This window comes from Methylobacterium gregans (assembly GCF_022179245.1).
In the GTDB taxonomy this organism is placed as follows: Bacteria; Pseudomonadota; Alphaproteobacteria; order Rhizobiales; family Beijerinckiaceae; genus Methylobacterium; species Methylobacterium gregans.
On sequence record NZ_BPQM01000064.1, the window covers coordinates 60,506 to 81,803 of the forward strand.

The window sequence follows — 21,298 nt, forward strand, 5'->3', positions numbered from 1 at the left end:
CACCCATGATCAAGCGAGAGCACCCCCTCACGACCGTCCCGATGTCCGAGCGCCCCTACGGCGAGGACTGCCCTGACGCCCGGCGCCCCGACGGGCGGTTCTGGAGCCGCCGCCGGTACCGCGGCGTGGAGATCCAGCACGGCATGGGGGCCTGGGAGTGGTCCTTCACCGTGGGCGGCCGCTTCCAGACCGCCGCCACGCTCACGGCCGCCTGCGACCGGATCGACACCTACCGCAACCGCCAGGCCGGGCAGGCCCGCCGCGCCGCGGCCTGAGGCCCCCACGTCGCGCGCCAGGCGGCAGTGGCGCCCTCCACCATCCCCAACAACCACGGTTTCAGCAGGAGCGCCGCGTGCGCCAGTTCAACCTCGACCTCAATCTCACCCCAGCCGCCAAGGCCATCGCCAAGGCCATGGCGGAGTGCTCACTCTTCGAGACCTCGCTGGAGCGCACCGACCGCATCCTCGCCGCCCTGGCGAAGGCCGACCTGATCATCGTGCCGAAGCCCGACGGCAACGCCGAGGCCGTCCGCGAGGCGGTCCGGACCGGCAACTGGAGCGCCGTCTCGGAGCGTGATCTTCTTGCCTGGCGCGACGCGCCCCGCGAGGAGGAGGCCGCTGCCACCGTCGAGACCCTCGACCGCGACAAGGGCGTCCCGACCGGCCGCGTCGTCGAGGTGGTCTACGACAAGGGGGACGGCACCACCGAGACCATCAAGCACACCGAGTTCGTACGGCCGGGGGGCCTCGCCTTCGAACCGTCTTCCGTCGTCGGGATGAAGGTAGTGGCGGTCCGGAATCCGGGCGTGATGGAGACCGTGGCGCTGCAGCCTGGCAACGTGTTCGAGATCCCGCCCGGGGAGAAGGTCGTGGAGGTGCCCGGCGTGGTGCTCCGGGACAACGGCATCCTGGCCGTTTTCTACGACGACGGACACATCGCGTTCGGGGGCGACGCCGCCGACATGGCTGCCTTCCGCGACATGGCCGCCACCGTCGTCGGTGCGGCGAGAACGGCCGCCTGAGGCATCGCCATCCGTCGCGCGCCAGGCGGCAGTGGCGCCTCTCCGACAGCCCGAGCACCCCCCCAGCATCAAGGAGAGCGCCCCGTGCGCCAGGAAAACGAAGTCATCACCCTCGCCCTGCAGCGAGCCTGGGAGCAGGGTAGGAACGGGACGGCCCTCGCGCCCGATGCGGCGTCGGCCGTGGTCGAGGCCCTGCGCGACGCCGGATTCGAGATCGTGCCGACGCCCGACGACGAGCCGCTCCCCGAGCCGGACGAGATCTACCTCAGCGTCGGGTATGGACAGACGCCGCTGCCGTACATGCCCGAGGGGAGCGCCGCCCGCATCGGCGAGGCCCGCCGGACGGGGGACTGGTCCGATGTCACGGACGCCGACTGGAAGGCCTGGGTGAACGTCCTTCGGGACAGCGTGCCGCTGGAGCCCGGGAATGTCATCGTCCTCCCGCCGGGTACGCGGGTCGGGGTCACGCCCGAGGAGTTCCTGGCCGCCATCCACGGCGAGGATGGTCTGGAGATCCGCGATCTCTCCGGCCTGTCCTGGCTGCGCGACTTGCTCCGGAGCGCTCGGAACCCTGGCGCGATCCAGGCCCTGCAAGGTGACAACGACGACGAGGGCGCGGTCTACGACATGCTGCGTGCCGTCGAGGACATGTACCGGCGCCTCGCCCCGCTCACCGGCCAGCGACCCGACATCTTCGATTCCGAGAACCCCGAGAACCGTGGGGAGGCCGCCTGATGCGCACCGTCAATCTCAACGTCGACGTCGGGCTGCCCCTCTCGGACGTGCAGCCCGACGTCGCGACCGGCATCGCCATGATGGAAGGCGTGGAGGGCGGCTACGTCCGTTGGCTCCACGTCACGGCGGCCAGCGAATTCACCGTGCCGCTGACGTACGAGACCGCCGCTGAGGATGCCCTGCGCCTCGCCGCGGCGATCATCGAGTGGGACACCGGCATGATGGAGGCCGCGGACGCGCCGTTCTCGGCCGACAGCCCCAAGCTCGCGACCCGGCAGGTCATCCGGTCGTTCCTGCCGAAGATGTTCGCGTGCGAGTTCCGCGATCTTTTCGTGGACCCGTACGGCTACGCGGGGGCGCTCAGGTGATGCGCGCCCTCCTCACCTTCATCGCAGGCGGCCCCGGGCGGGTCGCCATCACGGCGACGGCGGTCGTCGTCATCACCTTCGTCCTAGCCGGAGCCGGCTGGGATCTCGCCCGGGCGGCGTGGACCACGACGCTGTTCGCGGCCGGGTTCACCTTCGCCTTCGCCGTCCTCGCCTTGATCGGGGCCGCCACCGGCGCATCCGACGAGGCCCCCGTCGCCGCGCCGAAGGAGGCCGACCGTGGCCATGGCTAAATTGATGATCGCGGAGACCGTCCGCCGCGAGCAGGTGGTCGACCTGCCGGCCTTCTCGCAGCACATGTCGGCGGGCTTCGAAACCGAAGACCGGGACGGTAGCCCCTACGCCCGGGGCGGCGGCGCCATCGTCCTGTCGGACGGGAGCCGCCTCCACATCGGGGTGAGCGGCTTCCTTGAGGAGTGGGGCAGCGAGGTGGATCTCGACGGCTTCCATTCGATGGAGCTCAAGGTCGAGTTCGATAAGACCCCCTACCTGGAGGGCAGCTACGGGCCCTGCGGGCGTAGAGACTTCGAGGGGGTCCTCTCCATCCTGGAGGAGATCATGCGGCGCGTGCGCGCTGAGATGGAGGTCGGCCGTGGCTGACGCAACCAACATCTCCAGCGTCCCCTTCGACGGCGCCGAGGTCTGGGCGACGCTGACGCCCAGCATGCAGGCCCGCGTCGGCGCCCTCGCCCTGGAGGCCGCCGTCGGGCGCGCCGTCGCCGAGCACGCCTTCGACCCGGCCTCGCGCGCCGGCATGGAGGCCGAGCGGAACGCACTCGACGCCCTGCAGGAGGCCGTGCTCGGAATGGACGGCCTGTCCGACAAGGCATGGGTCGAGACGGCCAACTGGGGCGCGAGCGTCGTCGAGCTGTTCCGGCTCCCGTCCGTGCTCGGCCAGGCCTGCCACGCGTGCGGCTGCAGCGAGCGCGATCCGTGCGACGAGGGCTGCGGCTGGCATGACGCCGTGACCTGCACCGCCTGCGCCGTCCCGGTGCAAGCCAACCTCTCGGGAGACACCCTGTGACCGCCACCCCCCGTCCCGCCGTGCGCCTGCCGCTGCGGCTCCCCCCGACCGTCCGGGGGGCCTGCGCCGCGGTCCAGACCGTCGCGCCGCTGCCCGAGCCGGTCGCCCCGGCGCCGGACCCCGACGCCCCGCTGCCGGAGGTCCTCGCCGAACAGGCGGCCGCCCTCGCCGAGGTCGCCGATCCCGCTGCCCTGGAGGCCGCCCGCCGGGAGCGGCGCGCCCGCGACCTCGTCGAGGATCTCGACGCCGTGCTGGCGCGCTGCCCCCTCGACGAGACCGTGCTCATGATCGACCTGCAGCCGGCCAAAGAGGGCGAGCGCGGCCGCGCCCTCGGCCGGCGCTCGGCCCGGTGTGGCGGCTCGGCCGCGCGGCTTCGGGCCTATCTGCGCGACGATTGGCACCCCCGGCACGGCGAGCTCGTCGCCCTGCACGACCGCCTCATCGACGCCGAGGCGCGCCTCCGGACCGAATCGCGCGCGCTCTCTTGCTAGGGCCATGGTTCCTTTCTTGGCCGTACGTACGCTGGTCCCCGGGGCGGGCCGAGGGGCCCGCGGGACAGGGATACGGGACATGGACCTCAGAGCCGGACGGACCCCGATAGCGGACCAGATCGCGGCCAGGATGGCGGCGGCGGGCGGGGACGCGCACTTCGCCCCCGGCGCCGCCTACCGCGGGGAGGGATTCGACGGCGAGGCGTGGTGCCAGGAGGTCAATCGCTTCCTGCGCGCCCTCGGTTACGAGGTCCGGATGAGGGCGCCCGGCGTGGGGGCGAGGGAGCCCGAGTTCGCGGTCTGGTGCCAGCCCGAGATCGGGCCCGCGCACCGTCTCCGCATCAGGATCGCCCCTCAGGAGATGAGCGGGGCGGTCGTGTACTCTATATGCAGACTGCACCGCGACACGCTGGAGCACGGCGCCCTCCTGGAGCGTGAGCGCCTCGGTATCAAGCCGCAGTCGAAGCACGGCAAGCGGAAGCTCCGGGTCGAGCCAGAGGAGGCCGCGGCCCCGGGCATGCGTCCCTGACGCCAGCCGCCACCGCAAAGCGAAAGGGCCCCGGATCGTCTCCGGGGCCCCTTTCATTCGGTGTCGGCTTCCTCGTGGCGCTCCCGCGCCCGCCGGCGCTCCTCAGGCTGCTCGGGCGTCGCCGCCATCCGCGCGATGACTTCGGTGACGCGCGCCGGGGCGTAGCCCCAGCCGTCCACGCCGACGTCGCACGACTGGGACGTCCCCGGCAGGGAGCCGTGCGTGTGTCCGTGGACGTGCAGGGCGCCCCGGAACGACCCGGGCCAGGCGCGCATGGGGTAGTGGTCGCAGACGATCCGGCGACCCTCGGCGTGCACGGTCAGCCGCTCCTGCACGCTCTCCCAGGGGAGCGACGTCACGCGGGCGCGGTCGTGGTTCCCGACGATGAGATGCTTGTGCCCCTTCAGGGCGGCGAAGATCTCGGCGGCCCTCGCCGGCGTGTGCCCCCACTCGAAGTCGCCGAGGTGGACGACGGTGTCGCCGGGGCGGACGAGGGCGTTCCACGCCTCGATGAGCAGCCGGTCCATCTCGGCGACGTCGCGGAACGGGCGGTCGGTGTGAGCGATGGCGCCGGCGTGCCCGAAGTGCGTGTCGGCGACGAGCCACACGGTGCCACGCGGCGGGGTCAGGTTGTTGTGGTGGGTCATGGATGCAGCCTCCGTGGCGGGGGCTGCGCGCGCGGCGTCACGCCCCTGGATGGGTCTCTCGATGCAGGGTTAAGGGCGCTATTCGTTTCACCGGGGGCCTCTCGGGGCGCTGGGGAATCGCCAGGATCGCAGCTCGCGCCGGGCGGTCAAGCCGTCGGCCAGGGTCGCCGTGCGCCACGGTGAAGGAAGGGTGAATGAGGGGCCGGAACGTCCACCGGAGACGGGCGGTGGTGGACGTTCCGGCCCCGTTGACCCGCGCCGGTTTGTTCCTATTTCGTTCTCATGCGGAGGCGGGACATGCACGGGTACGAGGACGTCGCGATCAGCGTGGCCGGCGAGGAGCGGGACGCCCTGTGGCGCGCCCTGGCCGAGGACCTGGCGGAGGCCTCGGGCCGCGCCCGCGGCCCGGCCGGATTCGTGCAGGCCGAGCGCCCGGCGGACCTGGCGCGGGCCCTCGGACGGGACCGGCGCGCTAGGCGGGGACGCGCTTCTTCCGCCTTGTCGCGGGCTTCCTGATCGGCCGCGGCGGCGGGGGAGGGAGGGGGACGCGGGCGAGGATCTCGCGCTCCCGCTCGTAGGCCTCAAGGATCGCGGAGCACCACAAGGCCATCCCCTCGGCCTTGAGCGACATCTTCTGCGCCCGGTCGTAGTGGAGCCGGGTCACCGCGGCCGTCCGCTCGCGTTCCTCTGCCTTGCCGTCGACGTGGTCGAGGATGGCCGCCGCGGCCCCGCCCAGCCGGCGCTCGCCCAAAAACGTCGCGAGGCCGCGCCGGACGTCGTGCGGCGTCCATCGCCGGATGCCGTTGAGCGCGAGAAGGTCGGCCTTCCCCTCGGCCGGCTTGCCCTCCCGCAGGCCCTGCAGGCGGGACAAAAGCTGGTTGATGGCCAGGTAGGACACGTGGCCGTCGCCGCGCCGGGACGGGAACATCCACGGGCTGGGCGCCTCGCGGTCCCGCGCGTCCTCCAGGCGATAGCGTTCGACGACGGCCCACGCCTCCGGCGGCACCGGAAGGCCGTGCGGCATCTGGCTCTTCATGACCGCCCCCGGCCATCCGACGGCGGCCCAGCCGGGCAACTCGTTGGAGAACCGCGGGACGCACGAGGTCACTTCGGTCGTCACGAGGGCACCCGTCCGCTGCCCGGTCAGAACGACGGCCCATAGGGCCCCGAGCAGCCCGGCGCCGGTGGCGTGCTCCGTCTGCCCGAGCGACCTGTACCGCTCCGCGACGGCGAGCGTCCGGGCGAGCTCCTCGACGGTCGGGACGTGGTCGCGGGTGCCCGAGGAGTAATCGACCGTAAGCCGGTCCCACCAAGGCACCTCGACGTGGACGAGCCGGCAGCGGAGCGCCTGCTCGCGCCACCCCCAGGTCATGCACTCGCGGAACTGGTTGATGACGCGCTTGGCCGCGGACCTCTTCGTCCCGCCGTCCTCCAGCAGCCGCTGGCGCACCCCGAGCATGAGTTCCAGGTCCAGGGCGGAAACCGTCACCATGCTCAGGCCGGCGAGTTCCGGGTGCCGCAGGTACGTCGGGTAGCTGGTCGCCCAGCGTCCCTTGAGCTTCGGGACCTTCCATTCGAGGTAGGCGTCGACCAGGTCGCCGAGCACCCAAGGCCCCTTCTTCCGGCGCTCCTCGGCGGTCTCGCTCTCGGGCTCCTCCTCCGGCCACGCGGCATCGAGGGCCTCCTCCTCGCTGCCGGTCCGGCGCAGGACCTCCTCGAACAGCCGGGTCTCGGCCTTCGGCTGGTGCAGGCCGGGGACGGCGAGGCGGATGCGCTCGGCCTGGTCCCGGGCCTGCACCAGCGTGATGACCGCGCTGTCGCCGATGCGGACCGTCCCGGTCTTGCTCTTCCGCATCCAGGTCGCCGCGTTGCGGGTCACGCGCAGGACGAGGCCCGGGCAGTCGTCGTCGACGAGGTCGAGGCCGCGGCCGGGGACCTGCCCCTTCCGGATCATCGCGTGGGCGTCCGTGACGTGCTTCTTCGTCAGCGGCACCCGCTGGCGCGCGTACGAACCGCGTCCCCCCTCGACAGCCATTCAGTCCCTCCCGGCGGATACCACCGGGATACCACCTGAGACGAATCACCCTGGCAAGACGTGCGTTAACCCTGGGGTGGCCGTTTCCCCTGTATACTGAGGCGGTTGGTTACCGAAACCCTGGGCCGTTCGGATACCACGAACGCAGGCAATTCAGCCTTCCAAGCTGAATACCCGGGTTCGATTCCCGGTACCCGCTCCACTCTTTTCCCCTGCCGCAACAGTGACTTAGCCTAGCAGGGCGATACCAGCCTTCCCCTCTGATACCAGCCTGATACCAGCCGCGGGCGGGTTTGCCCCTCGATGCCTATGCTGGGTGCGCCTGAAGTTGGGGGCGCGGCATACGATGGGGTCGTCCGTCATCCCGGCGGATGCTAGGTGTTCGCGCATGGCCGATGTGACCGCCATCGAGTGGACCGACGCGACTTGGAACCCGGTGACGGGCTGCACCAAGATCAGCCCCGGCTGCGACAACTGCTATGCCGAGCGGTTCTCAGAACGGTTCCGTGGCGTGCCGGGTCACCCGTTCGAGACGGGGTTCGACCTGACCCTGCGTCCGGCGCGCCTGGGGCAACCGCTGGCGTGGCGCGAGCCGCGCATGATCTTCGTGAACTCCATGTCGGACCTATTCCACAAGGAGGTGCCCGAGGAGTTCGTCGCTCGCGTCTTCGACACGATGGAGCGAGCGAACTGGCATACGTTCCAGATCCTGACGAAGCGCTCCTCCCTAATGCGGGATTTCCTCCGTCGCCGGTACGGCGCGAGCCGGGGCCCAGCGCACATCTGGTGCGGCGTGTCGGTCGAGGACGGCTTGAGGACCTCGCGCATCCGCCACCTTCGCCAGGCTCCGGCCGGCATCCGGTTTCTCTCCATCGAGCCCCTGGTTGGACCCGTCGGTCGACTCGACCTAGACGGCATCGACTGGGTTATCGTCGGTGGCGAGAGTGGCCCCCGCGCCAGACCGATGGACCCGGAGTGGGTGCGGGAGGTCAGGGACCAATGCGTCGTGGCCGGTGTGGCCTTCTTCTTCAAGCAATGGGGTGGATTCCGCCCGAAATCGGGCGGCCGCAGCCTGGACGGACGGGAGTGGAGCGAGTTTCCTGTCGCCCCACGTCGCTCTAAGGTTGCCGCCGGATGACGAAGAAGCCCAAGGAAGGTGTCGGCCCTTGGGCTAAGGAGAAGTTGGACGCACTGGGCGAGTACCTCGGGTTCTACACCAAGGTGCTCAAGAACCAGGGCTGGTGGTGCCGGGGCACCATCTTCGTCGACGCGTTCGCCGGCCCCGGCCGGGCCAAGGTTCGGACCAAGCTGAAGGCGGCGCCGGAGGTCAGCCTGTTCGACACCGAGCCGGCCGCGGACGCCGAGGCGGTCGAGTACCTCAAAGGCTCACCCCGCGTGGCGCTCGACATCGAGAACCCGTTTTCGCGCTACGTCTTCATCGAACGCAACCCGGAGCGCGTCGCCGAGCTGCATGCGCTAGCGGAGGAATACGGCGAAACCCGCCGCATCGTCGTGAAAGAAGGCGACGCGGCCACCGAGCTCCAGGCCATCCTCGACAGCGGTATCAACTGGAAGCATCACCGGGCGGTCGTCTTCGTCGACCCGTTCGGGATGCACATCCCATGGTCGACGTTGGAGGCCCTGGCGCGAACCGGCGCCATCGAGGTGTTCGTCAACTTCCCGCTGGGCATGGCCATCCAGCGGTTCCTCGTGCGCAGCGGTGACATCCGAGAGAACTGGCAGGCGACGCTGGACAGCTTCTTCGGGAGCCCGGACTGGCGCATCCATGCCTACGAGGAGCGCGACGGTCTGTTCGGGGCCGAGACCCTCAAGCTCGCCGATTCCGGAATCCGGCTATTGGAGTGGTACCGTGGCCGGCTCAAGGAAGCGTTCGGGCATGTCTCGCCGGGGCGCCTCATCCGCAACACTCAGGGTGGTCACTTGTATTACCTCGTCTGGGCAGGGCCCAATAAGAAGGGCCTCGACGGCGCACAGCACATCCTGAGCAAGGGCGACCGGGTGCCTCCAGCACGAGGACGTAAGCTGACCATCTACGGTTAGGCTGTGGACCAGACCGGCATGATCGCCGCATCGTGAGGCCGGTGCCGGCGACGCGCTACACGGGCGAGCCCGGCGTGGCGGACGTCTGCCTCTCGTACCGGCGGGAGCTCCTCATCGCGCGGCCGACGACGTGGGCGTGCGGGAGGTTCGAGGCCGTTTTAGAGCTCGATGGCGGCGAATGCCTCCTTGTCCTCACTTGGGATTCCCCTCCAGAACTCGCGTTTTTCCAGGTAGTGGCTGACGTCAATCCAAAGGTCGTCGCAGCTTCCGTTTGTGTATGACCTCACCTTTCCGTCAACGAATGAAATATGCCAAAGGCCATGGTAGATGTACCCATCTGGGTTTTTAGGGTCATTCCTAGTTTCAGGCGTAAGCGCAAGTGGTTCTGGCCAGTAATCAATGCTCTCAAGGAGTCTCGTGTTCGTCGCGTTGTGACCGTCGATCTTGATCAGGGTCGCTACTTGGATCTTGTCTTCCGGGCTTCTGATTAGCCATGCCGTCATGCTCAGCTTTAGCAGGAACTCACGAGCCTGCTCGGTTAGATTACCCTGCTGAAACTGAGGGTCGCACATGATCTGCGTCTGATCATGCGTCTTCAGGGACTCTAGTCGGTGCCCGTGGATCGTGCGGGGGCGCCAGGACGGGCGGCGGATAGTGGGCATGCGGATCTCCAGTATGGAGGCACGCTACCCGGCCCGGCTTACCGCCGGCGGAATCGAATGCACGCATTTGATGTATCTGGGTCAATCGAATCCGAACGGTCGCCTGCCAGGATGCGGGCAACTTCGGAGGCGCCATGAACCGCTACGACCTGAGTGAAACCTCGCCCGCGACCATGCGGAAGCACATCGACATCGCGAAAGCCAACCGCGAGGACTTCGAGGCCAGCCTTAATCCAGATGCCGAGCTCAGAGGCATGGTCCGTGGCTGCGACCTCGTCTGGGGCGTCTGGCCGGATCGAGGTCCTGGCACGCGCCTCGGTCACGGCCTGTGCATCGTCAAGGGCACCCTGATGATGGAGGCCGTCATCGAAGGCGACCTGCGAGCGCAGGTCGCTACCACCACACTATGGTTCCCGTCGTTCGAGGTGGCCAGGCTCGCCTTCGACCGCGACGGTGACGGATTCCTGCTGGCCGCGTAGCCCGCCCCGCCCTGCATAGGCCCGCTGCAGATCGTAGTACGTCCGGACGCCCCGGTCCCAGCGCAGGGCCTCCCGCACCGGGGCGGGGAACCTCGGGCAGGCGACGCGGACCGGGCGGGGCGGCTGCCGGGTCATGTGCGTCGCTTTCGGCCGATGACATGACCACATCGCTCAGAGAAGGTAGAGTTCGGCCCGTCACCCATTAGGACACCACCATGCTCCGTCGCGACCTGCTCGCCGCCCTTGCGTCCGGGCGCCACCCTAACCCACTTCTTCCTCTCGCGGCCGGAATCCAGCCGCATGCCCCAACGTCGATGCAGCCTCAAACCCTGCCCATCGCATCCAACACTTATCCCGCCGGCGGCTCAGATGCCGCGGAGTTGCACCGAGCGCTGAACGTCTCGAACCGACGATTGGACGGTCGGCACACAAGCTAACGCGGCCGGAAGCAGGTGCCAAACCGAGGCAAGCGGGCGGCAGAGGCGACAGTCGTCACGCTTTGTGGGCGGCACCCGTAGACACGCCAAAGCTTCTACGCTGCGGCATGGGCGCCTCCTGTACAATCCGGTGCGCACAGGCCAGGGTTGCTCAAGTGATTCTGTTTGTGAGCAAAAATGGCCCGCTCCAGCGTTCCTCGTGTACCTAATCTCCCCTCCCTGCTCAAAAGCAAGATTTATAAGACGGGGCAGACGCGGGGCGCCGACGATGACGTCATTTTCCAAAACCGAGTATCGCGGAACAGTACGGTACTAGTCCCCTATTCGCATTGGGCGAAGGCCTATGTGCTCCCCGAGGGTGAAGAGGCCTTTGAGAACGGGTTTATCTGCCTGATCAGCCCAGACACGTTTTTCGGAACACCTGGTATAGAACGCGAGCTTGCTGAGTACGACCTCGAATTGGGTCAGAACGCCCTCGTATTTTATGAGACTCGTTCGCAATGGGATAGGTTTAACCCTGAACGCAGGGGATGGACGCCTGCATCTAGCCGACGGCCGCCGCTCAATGGGCAGTACGTGGCACGAGTCCCGGGCCTCACCGCTATAGAGGGTGGCGAGCGGATTTCGCGGGGCTTCAACACGACAGCGAACAAGGGCGCTGGAATCAGGCTCTACGAATACGCGGGCACTCCCACGATCCGGGCAGCGCGCGACCAGTTGGAGGCCCTGTTTTGGCTCTGCGAAGATGCGCTGAGCATCGTCATCGAGAACGACATGCTTGAGGCGGACGCGCTGCGCCGGAAGGCTCATATCCTCGCGGTCTGCGAGGAGGCTGGCAATCTGGATAGGCAAAGGCTGGAGGCGAACCGTATCCTGGATTCCGCCGGCAAGACGGTTTGCCCGCTGTGCCTGGAGCGCCTATCGGGCGCCGGGTTCTTCAACAAGGTGCGGCAAGCGGAGGGACGGGAGGTATCGGACCTCACAGTCACCCAGGTTAACTTATTTCATATCCGGGAGATACAATACGGTCACTACAACCACGTGCCGTATAACTTAGGATGGGGTCACCACCACTGCAATGTGGTGGTAAAGGACAGCGGCATTCGTGAGACCCTGGAGTGGATGAGTGCGGTGGTTGACCGCAACGTCGAGGCGGGCTTCCTCAATCGAAGAGATTGAGCTCGCGGCCGTCGGCGAACTTCCGGCGCGGCTTGGGGCCGGTCAGCTTCGCGCGAGGCGCCTCAATGACGACAGACGCCTCATCCGCACCTGCAAGCCGCGCCTTGGCCATGTCAGTCCAATGCGGGTCGACCTCGATAGAGACCGCGCGCCGGCCGAGCTTCGTGGCCGCGGCCGCCGTGCTCCCGGACCCCGCGAAGCAGTCAAGCACGATGTCGCCCGGATAGCTCGACGTGAACACGATGTGCTCCAGCATGGAGAGCGGCTTCTCGGCCGGGTGCTTGCCCTTGTAGGGCCGGACCGAAGGGAAGTTCCAGATGTCGGTGAACTCCCGGTCGCCGCTCATGTGGAAGGGCCGGATGATGTCCTCGTAGGCAGGGGTCGCCTTGACCCTGCCGGTCCGCTTGAAGGCCTGACACATGAGCGCGTACTGGTCGCGGCTCGGGACGTTCCGGCCGGCCTCCCAATTCGAGACCGCCCCGCCATGGTTAACCTTGCCGTAGGCCCCAATGGCCTCGGTCAGTTGGTAGGTCGTCAGGCCGGCAGTCTTCCTTAGCGCCTTCAGGGTGACGGCGAAGTGGGACTTGAACAGGCTTCCCGGGATGGCCGGTTCCGCGAAGATGACACGCTCGCTGTGAGGGTAGAACTGCCGCAGCGCCTCCTTCTTCATCTTCTGCTTCCAACCGTCGAAGCCTGGCTCATTCGGCTTGGTCCAGACGATGTGTGAGAGCACATTGTAGTCCTGGTAGAAGAGCGCCTCGATGCGCGACGACAGGGTTTGGTCGCAGAAGCAGTAGATGGACCCGTTCGGGCGCAGGATGCGGCGCCACTCGCGAACATAAAGGGCCAGCCAGGCGAGGTACTGGTCATCGTCCTCGAACTTGGTGTCGCCGAAGATATTGTGCTTCTTCGTCGCATGGTAAGGAGGGTCCGTGACGATGAGCGAGATGGACCCGTCCGGGATATCTTGAAGGACGGGGAGCGAGTCACCCTCGACAACCAGAGCCGCCTCGGTGCGGAGCACTGCCGCCGAACCGATGGCGCGCGTCACCGCTTGGAATTCGTTTTCTCTACGGTTCATAGACCCACCCGTGTTGAGCCGCTTAGATAGCCCGTGGACCCGGCAGGCCGCCACTGCCCGTCCGACTCGTCCAGAGCTAACTTTCGCACCCAAGCGTGAGGGGTTGATTACCCCGCGGGCGGCGCCGTGACCGGCGATAGGTCCGGGACTGGCGGCTTTCTGAGGCCGCTTTCCTGTCCTGCCAGTTTGGGTTGACCGCCGCGAGGCCGCGCAGCAGGGACCGCCCCCGCGCCGTCGGGATGACCAGCTCGACGGCGCGGCCCTTGCGGAGTTAGGCGGGCTTCTGCCAGCAAGTCGACCTGTCGGAGTCGGGGTGTGTTTCGGACATGCGGCAGCCTCGCGGGAGTTCAGCGAGGAGTGCCGGATGCAGCTTTGGCTGTGGGACCAGGCATGGCGGGAGTGGACCCCACCACCGGCAGCCGCGCCCCTCCGAGGGCACGTGTCGTCATGATATGTGGATCGCCCGATTCGCATAGGGGAGACCCCCTTGACCGGAAGGGCGGCGTACCCAATGCTTTCTGGGACCGCTGAATAAGCGGGTCCTCCCGCGAGGGAGGGCAGACCTATCCGGAACAGGAACCGGTCCAGCGCGAAACGTTCCTCCCGCCTGAGGGAGGGCAGACCAAGTCGATGAAAGGCCCCGGCATCGCGCCGGGGCCTTCTTCGTTTCGGGGGGCGTGCTATGCCGGGCGGCATGCGCGTCGTCCTCGCCCCCGTCCCAGAGCACCCTGATGCCATCGGCCTCGTCGATGGCATGCCCCTGAAGTTCGAGGGTCGCACCCCCTTCGTGGGCGGTCGTCCCGTTGAGCACGCCGACATCGCGGAGCACCTCGCCGATGCCGTCGAGGCCGCGGCGTCGGCCCTCTGGGGCAGCGACTATACGAACGCCTTGGCGCGGGTTTCCGACCTCAACCGGCGGACCGTCACGCGGGATAGGTTCGCACGCAACGGCTTGCCCATGTGGCTGCTCGGCCTGCTCGGTCGCGCCGCCGCGGCGCCGGCCCCGCGGGCCATGGGCTACCTGCTGCTGGCCGCGACCGAGCTCGTTGACCGGGGGCCCTATTCCCAGGGCGGCGCCGTGACGCGCACGCATCCGCGAGACCGCGACGCTCTCGGCGTTCTCGCCCGCGAGGGATTCGACGAGGCCCTCGCCCTGGTGCACGGCGCCCGGGACGCGCGCGAGCGCCCGATGCCTAAAAATGACGCGACCTGAATCGGAGGTCGTTAGGATTTCGTTGACGTGTCTTTAAGGGCCCAACTGTAGGGTCTGCTGACGTGCCCGAGGCGAACGCCTGTGGCCGGAGGATGGACACCCATGCGACGCAACGCCCCCTTCGGGCGCGCCACGGACGTGCGCGCGCTCCTGCTCGGCGAGGCCCCCTACGGCGGCTCTCCCCAGCGCGACGTCTACGCTGCCCTGGCAGGCCGATATCCCGAGCTCGTGACGGGCGAGCACGACCAGCTTCTCCTCGCGTGCGGCGGAAGCCGAGAGTGGGCCGCCGTCGTCACGTCAGTCTGGCGCTCGGTCTCGGACCGCCTCGGGCGGCAGTCCAAGTACGCCGACGGCTGGCTGGCCATCCGCCTGCACACAGCATGGCGGGAGATGGCCCGCCTGCTCGATCAGCGCAGGAACATCGAACAAGAACTTGAGCTCTACGACGGCGAGGACGACGACCTCGGCGCGCTCCGCGACCGCCTTTGCTTCCACTCCTCCGCCTTCGGCAACGAGGACGCCATCTCCGCGCTGCAGTCGGTCGTCTGGCATTACGCCAGATCCTATGGGCCCGGCGAGGAGCGCCTGCTCCACGCCGGCGTCGGCGCGTCGATGTCGGCGGGCCAGACGTGGCGCGTCGGCACGTGCCTCCCGGGCGGCCCCCCGTACGACGTCGTGGGAGCCTGGGCCGAGATCGGGGCCGACGCCCTCCGGGGTCTCACGCCCAAGCCGAAGGCGGCTAAGCCGCTCCCGTCGCACGTTCAGGCCATCGTCGAGGCGCGGAAGGCGGTCGTCGAGGACGGCCCGTCCCTCATGGTGCTCGCGTCTACAGAGCACCTGCCCGGGACGGCCAAGAATGGCGACAAGCCGGGCTCGTCGAGCTCGTCGACGCCCCGGGCCGAGTGGGCCCCGTTCGCGGGCCGGAGATGGCCGCTCGCCCGCGTGGGCGACCTCGCGGTGGCGCGGGCCGAGCTCGTCGCGGAGTTCCCCTATGCCGAGGGCATCGTCGACGCGGTCCTGCGCGACCTCGCGGGGCGGCCCCACGTTTACGTGCGGCCCGTCCTCCTCGTCGGCCCGCCGGGCTCCGGGAAGACCAGGCTTGCGCGCCGGATCGCGGAGGTCCTGGGTCTCGGCTGCCAGGTCTATGGCGCGGCCGGGGCAGCAGACGCGTCGTTCCTCTCCACGTCGCGCCAGTGGTCAACAGGGCGGGCGTCGATTCCGCTGCAACTGCTCAAGCGGCTGCTGGCGGCCTCGGCTCTCATCGTACTCGACGAGCTCGACAAGGTCGGAAGCGGCACGCAGAACGGGTCATTGCTCGACGGGATTTTGCCCCTACTGACAGACGACGCCCGCCGCCACTTCGACGCCTACGTCGAGTGCCCCGTCGACCTCAGCGGCGTTAGCTACATCGCCACCGCCAACGACGTCTCGGGCCTGCGGAAGACGCACCCCGCGCTGCTCGACCGGTTCCGCGTCTACTCGATGTCCGCCCCCCGGCGCGAGGACGTCCCCGTGCTGCTGCGCGGCGTCATGGCGGAGATCCGCACCGAGCGCGGCCAGGACGCCCTGTGGCTCCCCGACCTCGACGGCGAGGAGGCCGAGCTTGTCGAGGCCCACTTCACGGAGGGGGGCAGTGTCCGGCTCGTGCGGAGGCTCGTCGAGACTGTGCTCGCCTCGCGCGAGCATCTGGCTGCCCGGAACTGAGGGGGAGGCCGACATGCTGCAGACCCCCACCCCCCAGACGATGCTCCGCACGAATCTCACGCTGCTCCGTCGAGCCCTCGACCGTGGCGCCGGCGACGCCCGCCTCCTGACGGAGGGCGTTCTCTACGTCACCGACTTAGAGGCACGAGTGGCCACCGGGGAGATGGATGCGGAGGCCGCCCTCGCCGATGCGAGCCGCGTCGCCCGCGCCCTGACGCAGACGGGGACGCATCGCGAGCGCCGCCGCGAGCCACGCCCGCATGCGCCGGCTCCGGTCCGCCGTGAGGACTGCGTCGTCCGCGTGCCGGGCGGACCCTGGTGCAAGCCCGAGGAAATCTCGTGACCGCGGTGGAGCTCCGCGACCTGGCGGAGCGTATCCGCCGGTCGTGGCGCCCGGGCCGCACGTGTCGCTTCGTCCCCAGACAGGCGCGCGGATATCTCCTCGACGCGGCCGCGATCCAGGAGGCCGCGGCCCGGCTCGCCGCCCCCCGACCGTGACGGTCGAGGTCTACCGCTGCCTCTCGCGTGGACGCTGGTCCGTCCGGGAGCGCGGCCGCGTCGTCGGGCACCGGGGCGCCCTCTGCCTCCGGGACGTCCGGTTCATCGTCTCGGCCGCTGGCGTCGCCCGCATCAGGCTCCGCATGCAGAGAGAAGTCGTCGCCCATGCCCGCGGCGTCCTTGTGGAATCGGAGGCAGTCCCCGCCGCGGCGGTTCGCGTCCGATTCGACCCGTACGCGTCCGGCACCTTCACCGTCCCGGACGGCAGCCCGATCAGCGCGGCCGCCCTCGTCTGGTTCTCCCCCGACGGCTCGTGCTGGGCCGTCCCCCACCCCTCGGAGTGTCCCCCATGCGTAGCCTCGTCGCCCTCCTCGTGCTGATCGGCACGGTCGCCCCCGCCGCCGCCGAGGAGGGGCCATGGTCGGCACCGTCGTGGTATCTCGGCGCGACCGAGCGGCGGGGCGACGTCGTCCTGACGACGGCCATGTACGTCAGCCCGGCGCGCGGGCACTCCGTCGTGGACCTCCATTGCACCCGGCAGGACCTCCGCACGAAGGCGGTCTCCCGGCGCCGGGTCCGGGCAGCCGCGCAGATGGCGCAGGGGCTCTGGTGCGGGGACGGACGCGCCCTCGGGCGGTGGTGCGTCGACCTGCGCGAGGGCGCCCCGCTGACGTGGTACGGGCCGACACCGTGCGCGAGCGGGCCGGCGCAGTTCGGCACGGGGGACTGAGCCCTCAGACGCGGGGCACGCGCCAGGGAGACGTCTCTACCGTCCTCCCCCGTGGCGCGTTCGCGAGGCGGTACGGGAACTCTGACTTCCGCTCCTGCAGCGCCTCCCAGACCGGGTCGGGGATGCCGAAGGGCATGGCGAAATGGTCCACCGGACGGTTCCCGCCGATGACCTGCACGTAGCCGAGGGAATAGAGTATCGATGCGAACCCGCAGTCCGGCGTGTTCTCGAACGTGCGCTGGTTGTGGTGAAGAAGGTGCTCGAAGATCATCCTCTCCCGGTCGCTAAGGTTCGGGATATAGCTGATGAACTCCCGCTTCTTTTTGGCCGCCAGCTTCTTGTACAGGTGAGCCTCGTAGCGCGGCTTCACGAACCAGGCGGCGGCGCGGTACCCGGCGCCGAGCAGTAGGCCGACCGCCAGGGAGCCGGAGAGCAGCCCGACCACAGCAATGATCAGCGCCGCGACCGCCGGCAGCTCCATAGGGAGCTCACCGATGCGGTTGAGGTAGAGGGTCGCGGCAGAGAAGGCGGCGAGCCCGATGAAGGTCGGGATGCCGGCCTTGAGGAAGTCGAGCCACTTGGCGTCGGGCAGGGTCATGCCCCCAAGGTGGCGAACCGCCCGCCGGATGCGATCCCGCCGGGCGGTGCTCTCCACAGGTTTCACCATGGCCGCCCAAGAGAAAGGGCCGGCCCCGAGGGGAACCGGCCTGAATGTAGTGAAGCGAGGTTGGCTACCGATTAGGTGTCCTCGGGGCCGATGCCCGGCAGGAGGCCCTGTGCGGGCGCCCCGGCGGGCGGACGCCGAGCGCGCGGGCGTAGTGGACGACGCCCTTGCCGGTGACCTTGGTCGTCGGCCGCGGCTTCCCGCCGTGCATCTCCCAGGCGACCGTGAGGAGCCCGCGCTTGACGAGCGCCTCTTTGGCGACGGGGCCACCGTTCAGGTCATAGAGGTCGCCGCGCTCGCGCAGCCAGGCCACGAACTTGTTCGGCGGCTGGTGGAGCGCCTTGCCCGCCGCCCGTAGCCCCCACGTGCCGTCCGAATCCGCGAGGGCCTCGACGAAGTCCACCGCCGGCCGGGCAGCCTCGACGGCGGCCTCGGCGAGGAGGCGTCCCTGCCTCTCGACGGCGGCCTTCTCCGCATACCGGCCGAGGAGGCTGCGCAGGAGGGGGTTCGTCCAGCAAGGCGAGCGGGTCGACCGGCTGCGGCGCCGTCGGCAGGGTCCGATTCGCGAAGACCTCCGCCATGCGGTTGAACTCGGCGATGTAGGCTTCCTTGAACCGGGCCGCCTCCGCACCCGTGAAGCCGAGCAGGGCGAAGGCGAACCCGTCCTTCGTCATGCGGTAGTTGGAGAGGACCTTTCGCACGTGGCCCTGCACGTAGACCGGCTGAAAATTCAGCCGGGCGAATTCGGGGGAGCAGACCTCCTCCGTGTTACGCAGGCCCTGTAAGACGTTCTTGTGCGCCCACTTGAAGTAGGCCGCGACGTCCCGGCTGTTGGCGAATGCCGTGCCGTCGACGACAGTGACGACGGGGGCCTTGACCGCTTCGAAAAGCTATGCGGCGGGGTGGGCTGCCTGCTAAGTCGGAGGGTTGACGCTGAAGGATCGGATGCCCTGTCCACGGCGGCGCATAACTTGTCCACAGCGCATGCGCATTTGTCACACCCGCCGGGAAGACACCTGGGAGCCCCGCACGGCGGTCCAGCCACAATGGATGACCCCGGCAGCATCTTTTCAAAACAGGGGCACGTGTTGAGGCTGCCGGCTGCCATCCGGATACCCGGAACCCAATCGAGCCCAGGATGAACTTGGAGGTTCTTGGAGGCCGGCTAAGTGACTCTGGATAAAAGCGAAAAGGCGGACGACGATGGGGTTTCGCCGCCCCGGGTCAGAGGTGCCCCGGGGCGGCGGTCCACCGCGAGAGCCCCATGCCCCTGCACGATGATGACCTGGCGCGAAATGCGCGCGCCCTTGATTTCCACTGGCGAGTCTCCGACGACCTCGTAGCCGCCGCAGGCCTCCCGAAGTTCTCCCGCTCCAAGATCAACCGCGCCATGGCCAGCATCCTGGCGGCGCTCGCCTTAGCATCCGACAGCGACCGCCCCTACGTGAGCTACAGCCGCTCCCGCGACTTTTACGCGGCGCAGGGGCGCTACGAGGGGACCGATTATAGCTACGCGTCGGTGCTGCAGAGCGTGGACGAGCTCGCGCGCCTCGGCCTGATCGAGGAGATCCGCTCGAAGCCCGGCGCGCACCTGACGCACGGCATGCAGAGCCGCGTGCGTGCCTCGGACCGCCTCGTCGAGATCCTAGCCGAGCAGCCCGTCGAGTATCTCGGCTCACGCTGTCCCCTCGTCCTGAAGGACGAGGACGGCACCCGCATCGACTACGAGGACACGCCCGAAACGCGGCGCCTGACGCGCGAGATTGGCGGTCTCAACCGATTCCTGAACTCGTTCTCCATCGACGTCTCGGCATCGGCCTCGCCGGACGACTGGCAGAGGACCACGCACCACGTCCGCGCTCGGAAGGTGAAGGACGGGGTCGAGACCTGGGTCTGTGCCCGCCTGACGCCTCAGATCGACCTCTACCGAGTTTTCAGCCGTGGCGGCTTCAGGCAGGGAGGTCGAATCTACGGGGGATTCTGGGAGGGGCTGCCCAAGGCCCGGCGTCTGGAGCTGCTGATCAACGGCGAGGTCTGCATCGAGCAGGACTACGCCTCGCTGCATCCGCGTCTCCTCTACGGCCTGCGCGGCGAGCGGATGCCCGCGGAGTTCGACTGCTACGCGCTCCCCTACTATGAGCGCTGGGTCGGCAAGCTCGCCCTCAACATCGCCCTTAACGCCGCGACGCTGAACGCTGCGGCCGGCGCCCTGATGGAGAAGGGCCGCCAGAAGAAGGCCGACGGCTCGCCGGTGTGGCCCTACGGCTGGGCCGAGACCCGGCGCATCATCGACCAAGTCATCGACCACAACCCGACCATCGCGGGGTACATCGGCAGCGATGCCGGGGTCAGCCTTATGGCCATCGATGCCCGCATGGCTCTCGACGTCCTGAAGGCCTGCGAGAAGGCTCGCCTGCCTGCCCTCCCGGTTCACGACAGCTTCCTTGCACCGGAGGGTCGGAAGGACGAGTTGAAGAGCATCATGAGCGATGTTCTGGAGGGTACGCTGGACCGGATTTCGTCATTCCCTACAAAGGGTTCGAGGAGGGATTCTATGGGTGAGACGATCCAAATGATCCGATATAGGGAGACCGCCCCCGCGGAGCCTGTGGTCACCCCTGCCGCGGTGCCCGTGGTGACCTCTCCTTCGGAGGTCGTAGGGGTCTCGCCCGCCGTTGTGGAGACCGTCCTGCCGGAGGCGCGGGTGGCCTTCCGTCCTGTGGTGAGGCCGCTCCCGCCACGTATGGCGGCCCTGCCTCCTGTGGTGGCCGCCCCGCTGCCGGTAGCTGTTGAGGTCTCCCTCCCGGCGCCCGTGACCCCTCCCTGTCCCGTGGCTGCCCCTGCCGGTCCGGTGCCCTCCGCCCCACGTGTCGGCCTCCCTGCCTTCCTAGCGGCCCTCCTGCCTGTCGTGGCCCCCGAGGCGCCTCCGGAGCCCGCCGTATCTCATGGGCCATCCCTTCGCTTTTTCCCGGCCCTCGGCGGTCTCCGGGTCTCAGTCCCGCCCGCCGAGGTGGACCCCGAGGACGTCCCGCCGCCCGTGCGTCCCCCGGCCCCTCCCGTGGTCGCTGCGCCCCCTCCAGAGCCTATCCTCGTCTCCCTGGCCCCTGCCTCCGGCATGCTCCCCGCGGCCCTGCCGCGTCCGCCTGAGCCCAGGACGAAAGAAGAGCGTATCCAACTCTTCGGGGACATCATCGCTCAATCACGTGCCAAGCGCAGCCTCGTAGAGCTCGGGCACGCTGACGCCAGAATGGCGGAGCTTAGGGCCATGGCGAAAAAAGAGCGCCGCGTGCGATAGGCGTTGCCTATTGCATAGTACCCTGGCAATATGCGGGCAGGCTCTCGCGGGCCGACGATGCACCTCATCGTGAAGGCCCTCTGTCCGCATACGGACGGGGGGCCATCTTCGTTCTGGGCGCTGTGCCTTGCTGGGCGGAGTGGCATCCTCGTCGGAGGAGATCCCGCCCATGCACCTCGAAACTTCCGCTCTGCTCGCCGGCCTCATCGAGGCCATGCCCGAGGACATCCCCGTTGACGAGCCGTGCGCGCCCGAGACCGGTTCGGCGCGCTCGGCCCGAGAGCGTCGCGATGCCGCCGACCGAAAGAGGGCCGAGCGCGCCCGGCGCCGGGCTGAGGGCATCCCTGAGCCGACGCTTGTCGACCGTGCCATCGCGACAGCCCTCGCCGACCTGTCCCGACGCGGGCGCCTTCGCGCGCGCGCGAAG

27 protein-coding genes and 1 pseudogene are annotated in these 21,298 nt (G+C 68.7%); 21 read left to right on the plus strand and 7 right to left on the minus strand.

Features of this window, described 5'->3' with window-relative positions:
- Positions 1–5 precede the first annotated feature (5 nt).
- The 9 genes from MFF54_RS14065 to MFF54_RS14105 all read left to right on the plus strand — a co-directional run bounded on the left by MFF54_RS14065 (position 6) and on the right by MFF54_RS14105 (position 4,186).
- The gene (locus MFF54_RS14065; RefSeq protein ID WP_238303543.1) at positions 6–275 is read left to right on the plus strand and encodes a hypothetical protein; all 270 of its coding nucleotides are present in this window, start codon (positions 6–8) and stop codon (positions 273–275) included.
- 77 nt (positions 276–352) lie between these two features.
- Positions 353–1,021, plus strand: a complete 669-nt coding sequence (locus MFF54_RS14070; RefSeq protein WP_238303544.1) for a hypothetical protein — start codon at positions 353–355, stop codon at positions 1,019–1,021.
- 84 nt (positions 1,022–1,105) lie between these two features.
- Positions 1,106–1,756 carry a hypothetical protein gene (locus MFF54_RS14075; protein WP_238303545.1) on the plus strand — a complete coding sequence of 217 codons (651 nt, stop codon included), beginning with the start codon at positions 1,106–1,108 and terminating at the stop codon, positions 1,754–1,756.
- Positions 1,756–2,124 carry a hypothetical protein gene (locus MFF54_RS14080; RefSeq protein ID WP_238303546.1) on the plus strand — a complete coding sequence of 123 codons (369 nt, stop codon included), beginning with the start codon at positions 1,756–1,758 and terminating at the stop codon, positions 2,122–2,124. Before MFF54_RS14075 ends, MFF54_RS14080 begins: the two co-directional genes overlap by 1 nt.
- Positions 2,124–2,375: a hypothetical protein gene (locus MFF54_RS14085; protein ID WP_238303547.1), complete on the plus strand. Its 252-nt coding sequence runs from the start codon at positions 2,124–2,126 to the stop codon at positions 2,373–2,375. Before MFF54_RS14080 ends, MFF54_RS14085 begins: the two co-directional genes overlap by 1 nt.
- Positions 2,368–2,742, plus strand: coding sequence for a hypothetical protein (locus MFF54_RS14090; protein ID WP_238303548.1), 375 nt, complete (start codon positions 2,368–2,370; stop codon positions 2,740–2,742). The genes MFF54_RS14085 and MFF54_RS14090 overlap by 8 nt, the downstream gene beginning before the upstream one ends.
- Positions 2,735–3,166: a hypothetical protein gene (locus MFF54_RS14095; RefSeq protein ID WP_238303549.1), complete on the plus strand. Its 432-nt coding sequence runs from the start codon at positions 2,735–2,737 to the stop codon at positions 3,164–3,166. The genes MFF54_RS14090 and MFF54_RS14095 overlap by 8 nt, the downstream gene beginning before the upstream one ends.
- Positions 3,163–3,657 carry a hypothetical protein gene (locus MFF54_RS14100; protein ID WP_238303550.1) on the plus strand — a complete coding sequence of 165 codons (495 nt, stop codon included), beginning with the start codon at positions 3,163–3,165 and terminating at the stop codon, positions 3,655–3,657. Before MFF54_RS14095 ends, MFF54_RS14100 begins: the two co-directional genes overlap by 4 nt.
- 79 nt (positions 3,658–3,736) lie before the next feature.
- Positions 3,737–4,186 (plus strand): hypothetical protein, encoded by a 450-nt coding sequence (locus MFF54_RS14105; RefSeq protein WP_238303551.1) that lies wholly within the window; start codon positions 3,737–3,739, stop codon positions 4,184–4,186.
- A 53-nt stretch (positions 4,187–4,239) separates the two neighbouring features.
- Here the strand turns inward: MFF54_RS14105 and MFF54_RS14110 are convergent, their stop codons facing one another.
- On the minus strand, positions 4,240–4,833 hold the full coding sequence (locus MFF54_RS14110; protein ID WP_238303552.1) for a metallophosphoesterase family protein: 594 nt from the start codon (positions 4,831–4,833) through the stop codon (positions 4,240–4,242).
- A 297-nt stretch (positions 4,834–5,130) separates the two neighbouring features.
- Between MFF54_RS14110 and MFF54_RS14115 the strand changes: the two genes are divergently transcribed.
- Positions 5,131–5,349 carry a hypothetical protein gene (locus tag MFF54_RS14115; RefSeq protein WP_238303553.1) on the plus strand — a complete coding sequence of 73 codons (219 nt, stop codon included), beginning with the start codon at positions 5,131–5,133 and terminating at the stop codon, positions 5,347–5,349.
- Here MFF54_RS14115 and MFF54_RS14120 read toward each other — a convergent pair.
- Positions 5,306–6,868 (minus strand): integrase arm-type DNA-binding domain-containing protein, encoded by a 1,563-nt coding sequence (locus MFF54_RS14120; RefSeq protein WP_238303554.1) that lies wholly within the window; start codon positions 6,866–6,868, stop codon positions 5,306–5,308. The two genes, MFF54_RS14115 and MFF54_RS14120, sit on opposite strands and share 44 nt — an antisense overlap.
- A 388-nt stretch (positions 6,869–7,256) precedes the next feature.
- Here MFF54_RS14120 and MFF54_RS14125 point away from each other — a divergent pair, with 388 nt between their 5' ends.
- Together MFF54_RS14125 and MFF54_RS14130 are read left to right on the plus strand one after the other, a co-directional pair.
- Complete coding sequence (locus MFF54_RS14125; protein ID WP_238303555.1) at positions 7,257–8,006, plus strand: DUF5131 family protein; 750 nt, start codon at positions 7,257–7,259, stop codon at positions 8,004–8,006.
- Positions 8,003–8,929, plus strand: a complete 927-nt coding sequence (locus tag MFF54_RS14130; RefSeq protein WP_238303556.1) for a three-Cys-motif partner protein TcmP — start codon at positions 8,003–8,005, stop codon at positions 8,927–8,929. The genes MFF54_RS14125 and MFF54_RS14130 overlap by 4 nt, the downstream gene beginning before the upstream one ends.
- A gap of 158 nt (positions 8,930–9,087) precedes the next feature.
- On the opposite strand, the gene MFF54_RS14135 is transcribed toward MFF54_RS14130, so the two are convergent.
- Positions 9,088–9,501, minus strand: a complete 414-nt coding sequence (locus tag MFF54_RS14135; protein ID WP_238303557.1) for a hypothetical protein — start codon at positions 9,499–9,501, stop codon at positions 9,088–9,090.
- A gap of 224 nt (positions 9,502–9,725) precedes the next feature.
- On the opposite strand from MFF54_RS14135, the gene MFF54_RS14140 reads away from it, so the two are divergent.
- Together MFF54_RS14140 and MFF54_RS14145 are read left to right on the plus strand one after the other, a co-directional pair.
- Positions 9,726–10,070, plus strand: a complete 345-nt coding sequence (locus MFF54_RS14140; protein WP_238303558.1) for a hypothetical protein — start codon at positions 9,726–9,728, stop codon at positions 10,068–10,070.
- 614 nt (positions 10,071–10,684) lie between these two features.
- A complete protein-coding gene (locus MFF54_RS14145; RefSeq protein WP_238303559.1) occupies positions 10,685–11,686 on the plus strand; it encodes a BstXI family restriction endonuclease in 1,002 nt (333 codons plus the stop codon).
- Here the strand turns inward: MFF54_RS14145 and MFF54_RS14150 are convergent.
- A complete protein-coding gene (locus MFF54_RS14150; protein WP_238303560.1) occupies positions 11,670–12,737 on the minus strand; it encodes a DNA methyltransferase in 1,068 nt (355 codons plus the stop codon). The genes MFF54_RS14145 and MFF54_RS14150 overlap by 17 nt on opposite strands.
- A gap of 724 nt (positions 12,738–13,461) precedes the next feature.
- Here MFF54_RS14150 and MFF54_RS14155 point away from each other — a divergent pair.
- From MFF54_RS14155 to MFF54_RS14170, 5 genes are all read left to right on the plus strand, one after another.
- On the plus strand, positions 13,462–13,980 hold the full coding sequence (locus MFF54_RS14155; RefSeq protein ID WP_238303561.1) for a hypothetical protein: 519 nt from the start codon (positions 13,462–13,464) through the stop codon (positions 13,978–13,980).
- Between the two features lie 102 nt (positions 13,981–14,082).
- Entirely contained in the window at positions 14,083–15,684 is a 1,602-nt protein-coding gene (locus MFF54_RS14160) for an AAA family ATPase (protein ID WP_238303562.1), read from the plus strand.
- A gap of 13 nt (positions 15,685–15,697) precedes the next feature.
- A complete protein-coding gene (locus tag MFF54_RS14165; protein WP_238303563.1) occupies positions 15,698–16,027 on the plus strand; it encodes a hypothetical protein in 330 nt (109 codons plus the stop codon).
- On the plus strand, positions 15,945–16,562 hold the full coding sequence (locus MFF54_RS27900) for a L5-gp82 domain-containing phage-derived protein (RefSeq protein ID WP_442412701.1): 618 nt from the start codon (positions 15,945–15,947) through the stop codon (positions 16,560–16,562). The genes MFF54_RS14165 and MFF54_RS27900 overlap by 83 nt, the downstream gene beginning before the upstream one ends.
- Positions 16,532–16,912, plus strand: a complete 381-nt coding sequence (locus MFF54_RS14170; RefSeq protein WP_238303564.1) for a hypothetical protein — start codon at positions 16,532–16,534, stop codon at positions 16,910–16,912. Before MFF54_RS27900 ends, MFF54_RS14170 begins: the two co-directional genes overlap by 31 nt.
- 4 nt (positions 16,913–16,916) lie before the next feature.
- Here the strand turns inward: MFF54_RS14170 and MFF54_RS14175 are convergent, their stop codons facing one another.
- The 3 genes and pseudogenes from MFF54_RS14175 to MFF54_RS27800 all read right to left on the minus strand — a co-directional run.
- Positions 16,917–17,510 (minus strand): hypothetical protein, encoded by a 594-nt coding sequence (locus MFF54_RS14175; protein ID WP_238303565.1) that lies wholly within the window; start codon positions 17,508–17,510, stop codon positions 16,917–16,919.
- A 133-nt stretch (positions 17,511–17,643) separates the two neighbouring features.
- The gene (locus MFF54_RS27650; protein ID WP_283206281.1) at positions 17,644–18,207 is read right to left on the minus strand and encodes a phage antirepressor KilAC domain-containing protein; all 564 of its coding nucleotides are present in this window, start codon (positions 18,205–18,207) and stop codon (positions 17,644–17,646) included.
- Positions 18,149–18,433 (minus strand): annotated as a pseudogene (locus MFF54_RS27800) (Rha family transcriptional regulator); the annotation flags it as partial. The pseudogene MFF54_RS27800 and the gene MFF54_RS27650, both read right to left, overlap by 59 nt.
- Positions 18,434–18,840: 407 nt before the next feature.
- Between MFF54_RS27800 and MFF54_RS14185 the strand changes: the two are divergent.
- Together MFF54_RS14185 and MFF54_RS14190 are read left to right on the plus strand one after the other, a co-directional pair.
- Positions 18,841–20,871: a hypothetical protein gene (locus tag MFF54_RS14185; protein ID WP_238303567.1), complete on the plus strand. Its 2,031-nt coding sequence runs from the start codon at positions 18,841–18,843 to the stop codon at positions 20,869–20,871.
- A 169-nt stretch (positions 20,872–21,040) separates the two neighbouring features.
- Positions 21,041–21,298, plus strand: a 258-nt coding sequence (locus MFF54_RS14190; protein ID WP_373321168.1) for a hypothetical protein, incomplete at its 3' end; no start/stop codon positions are given.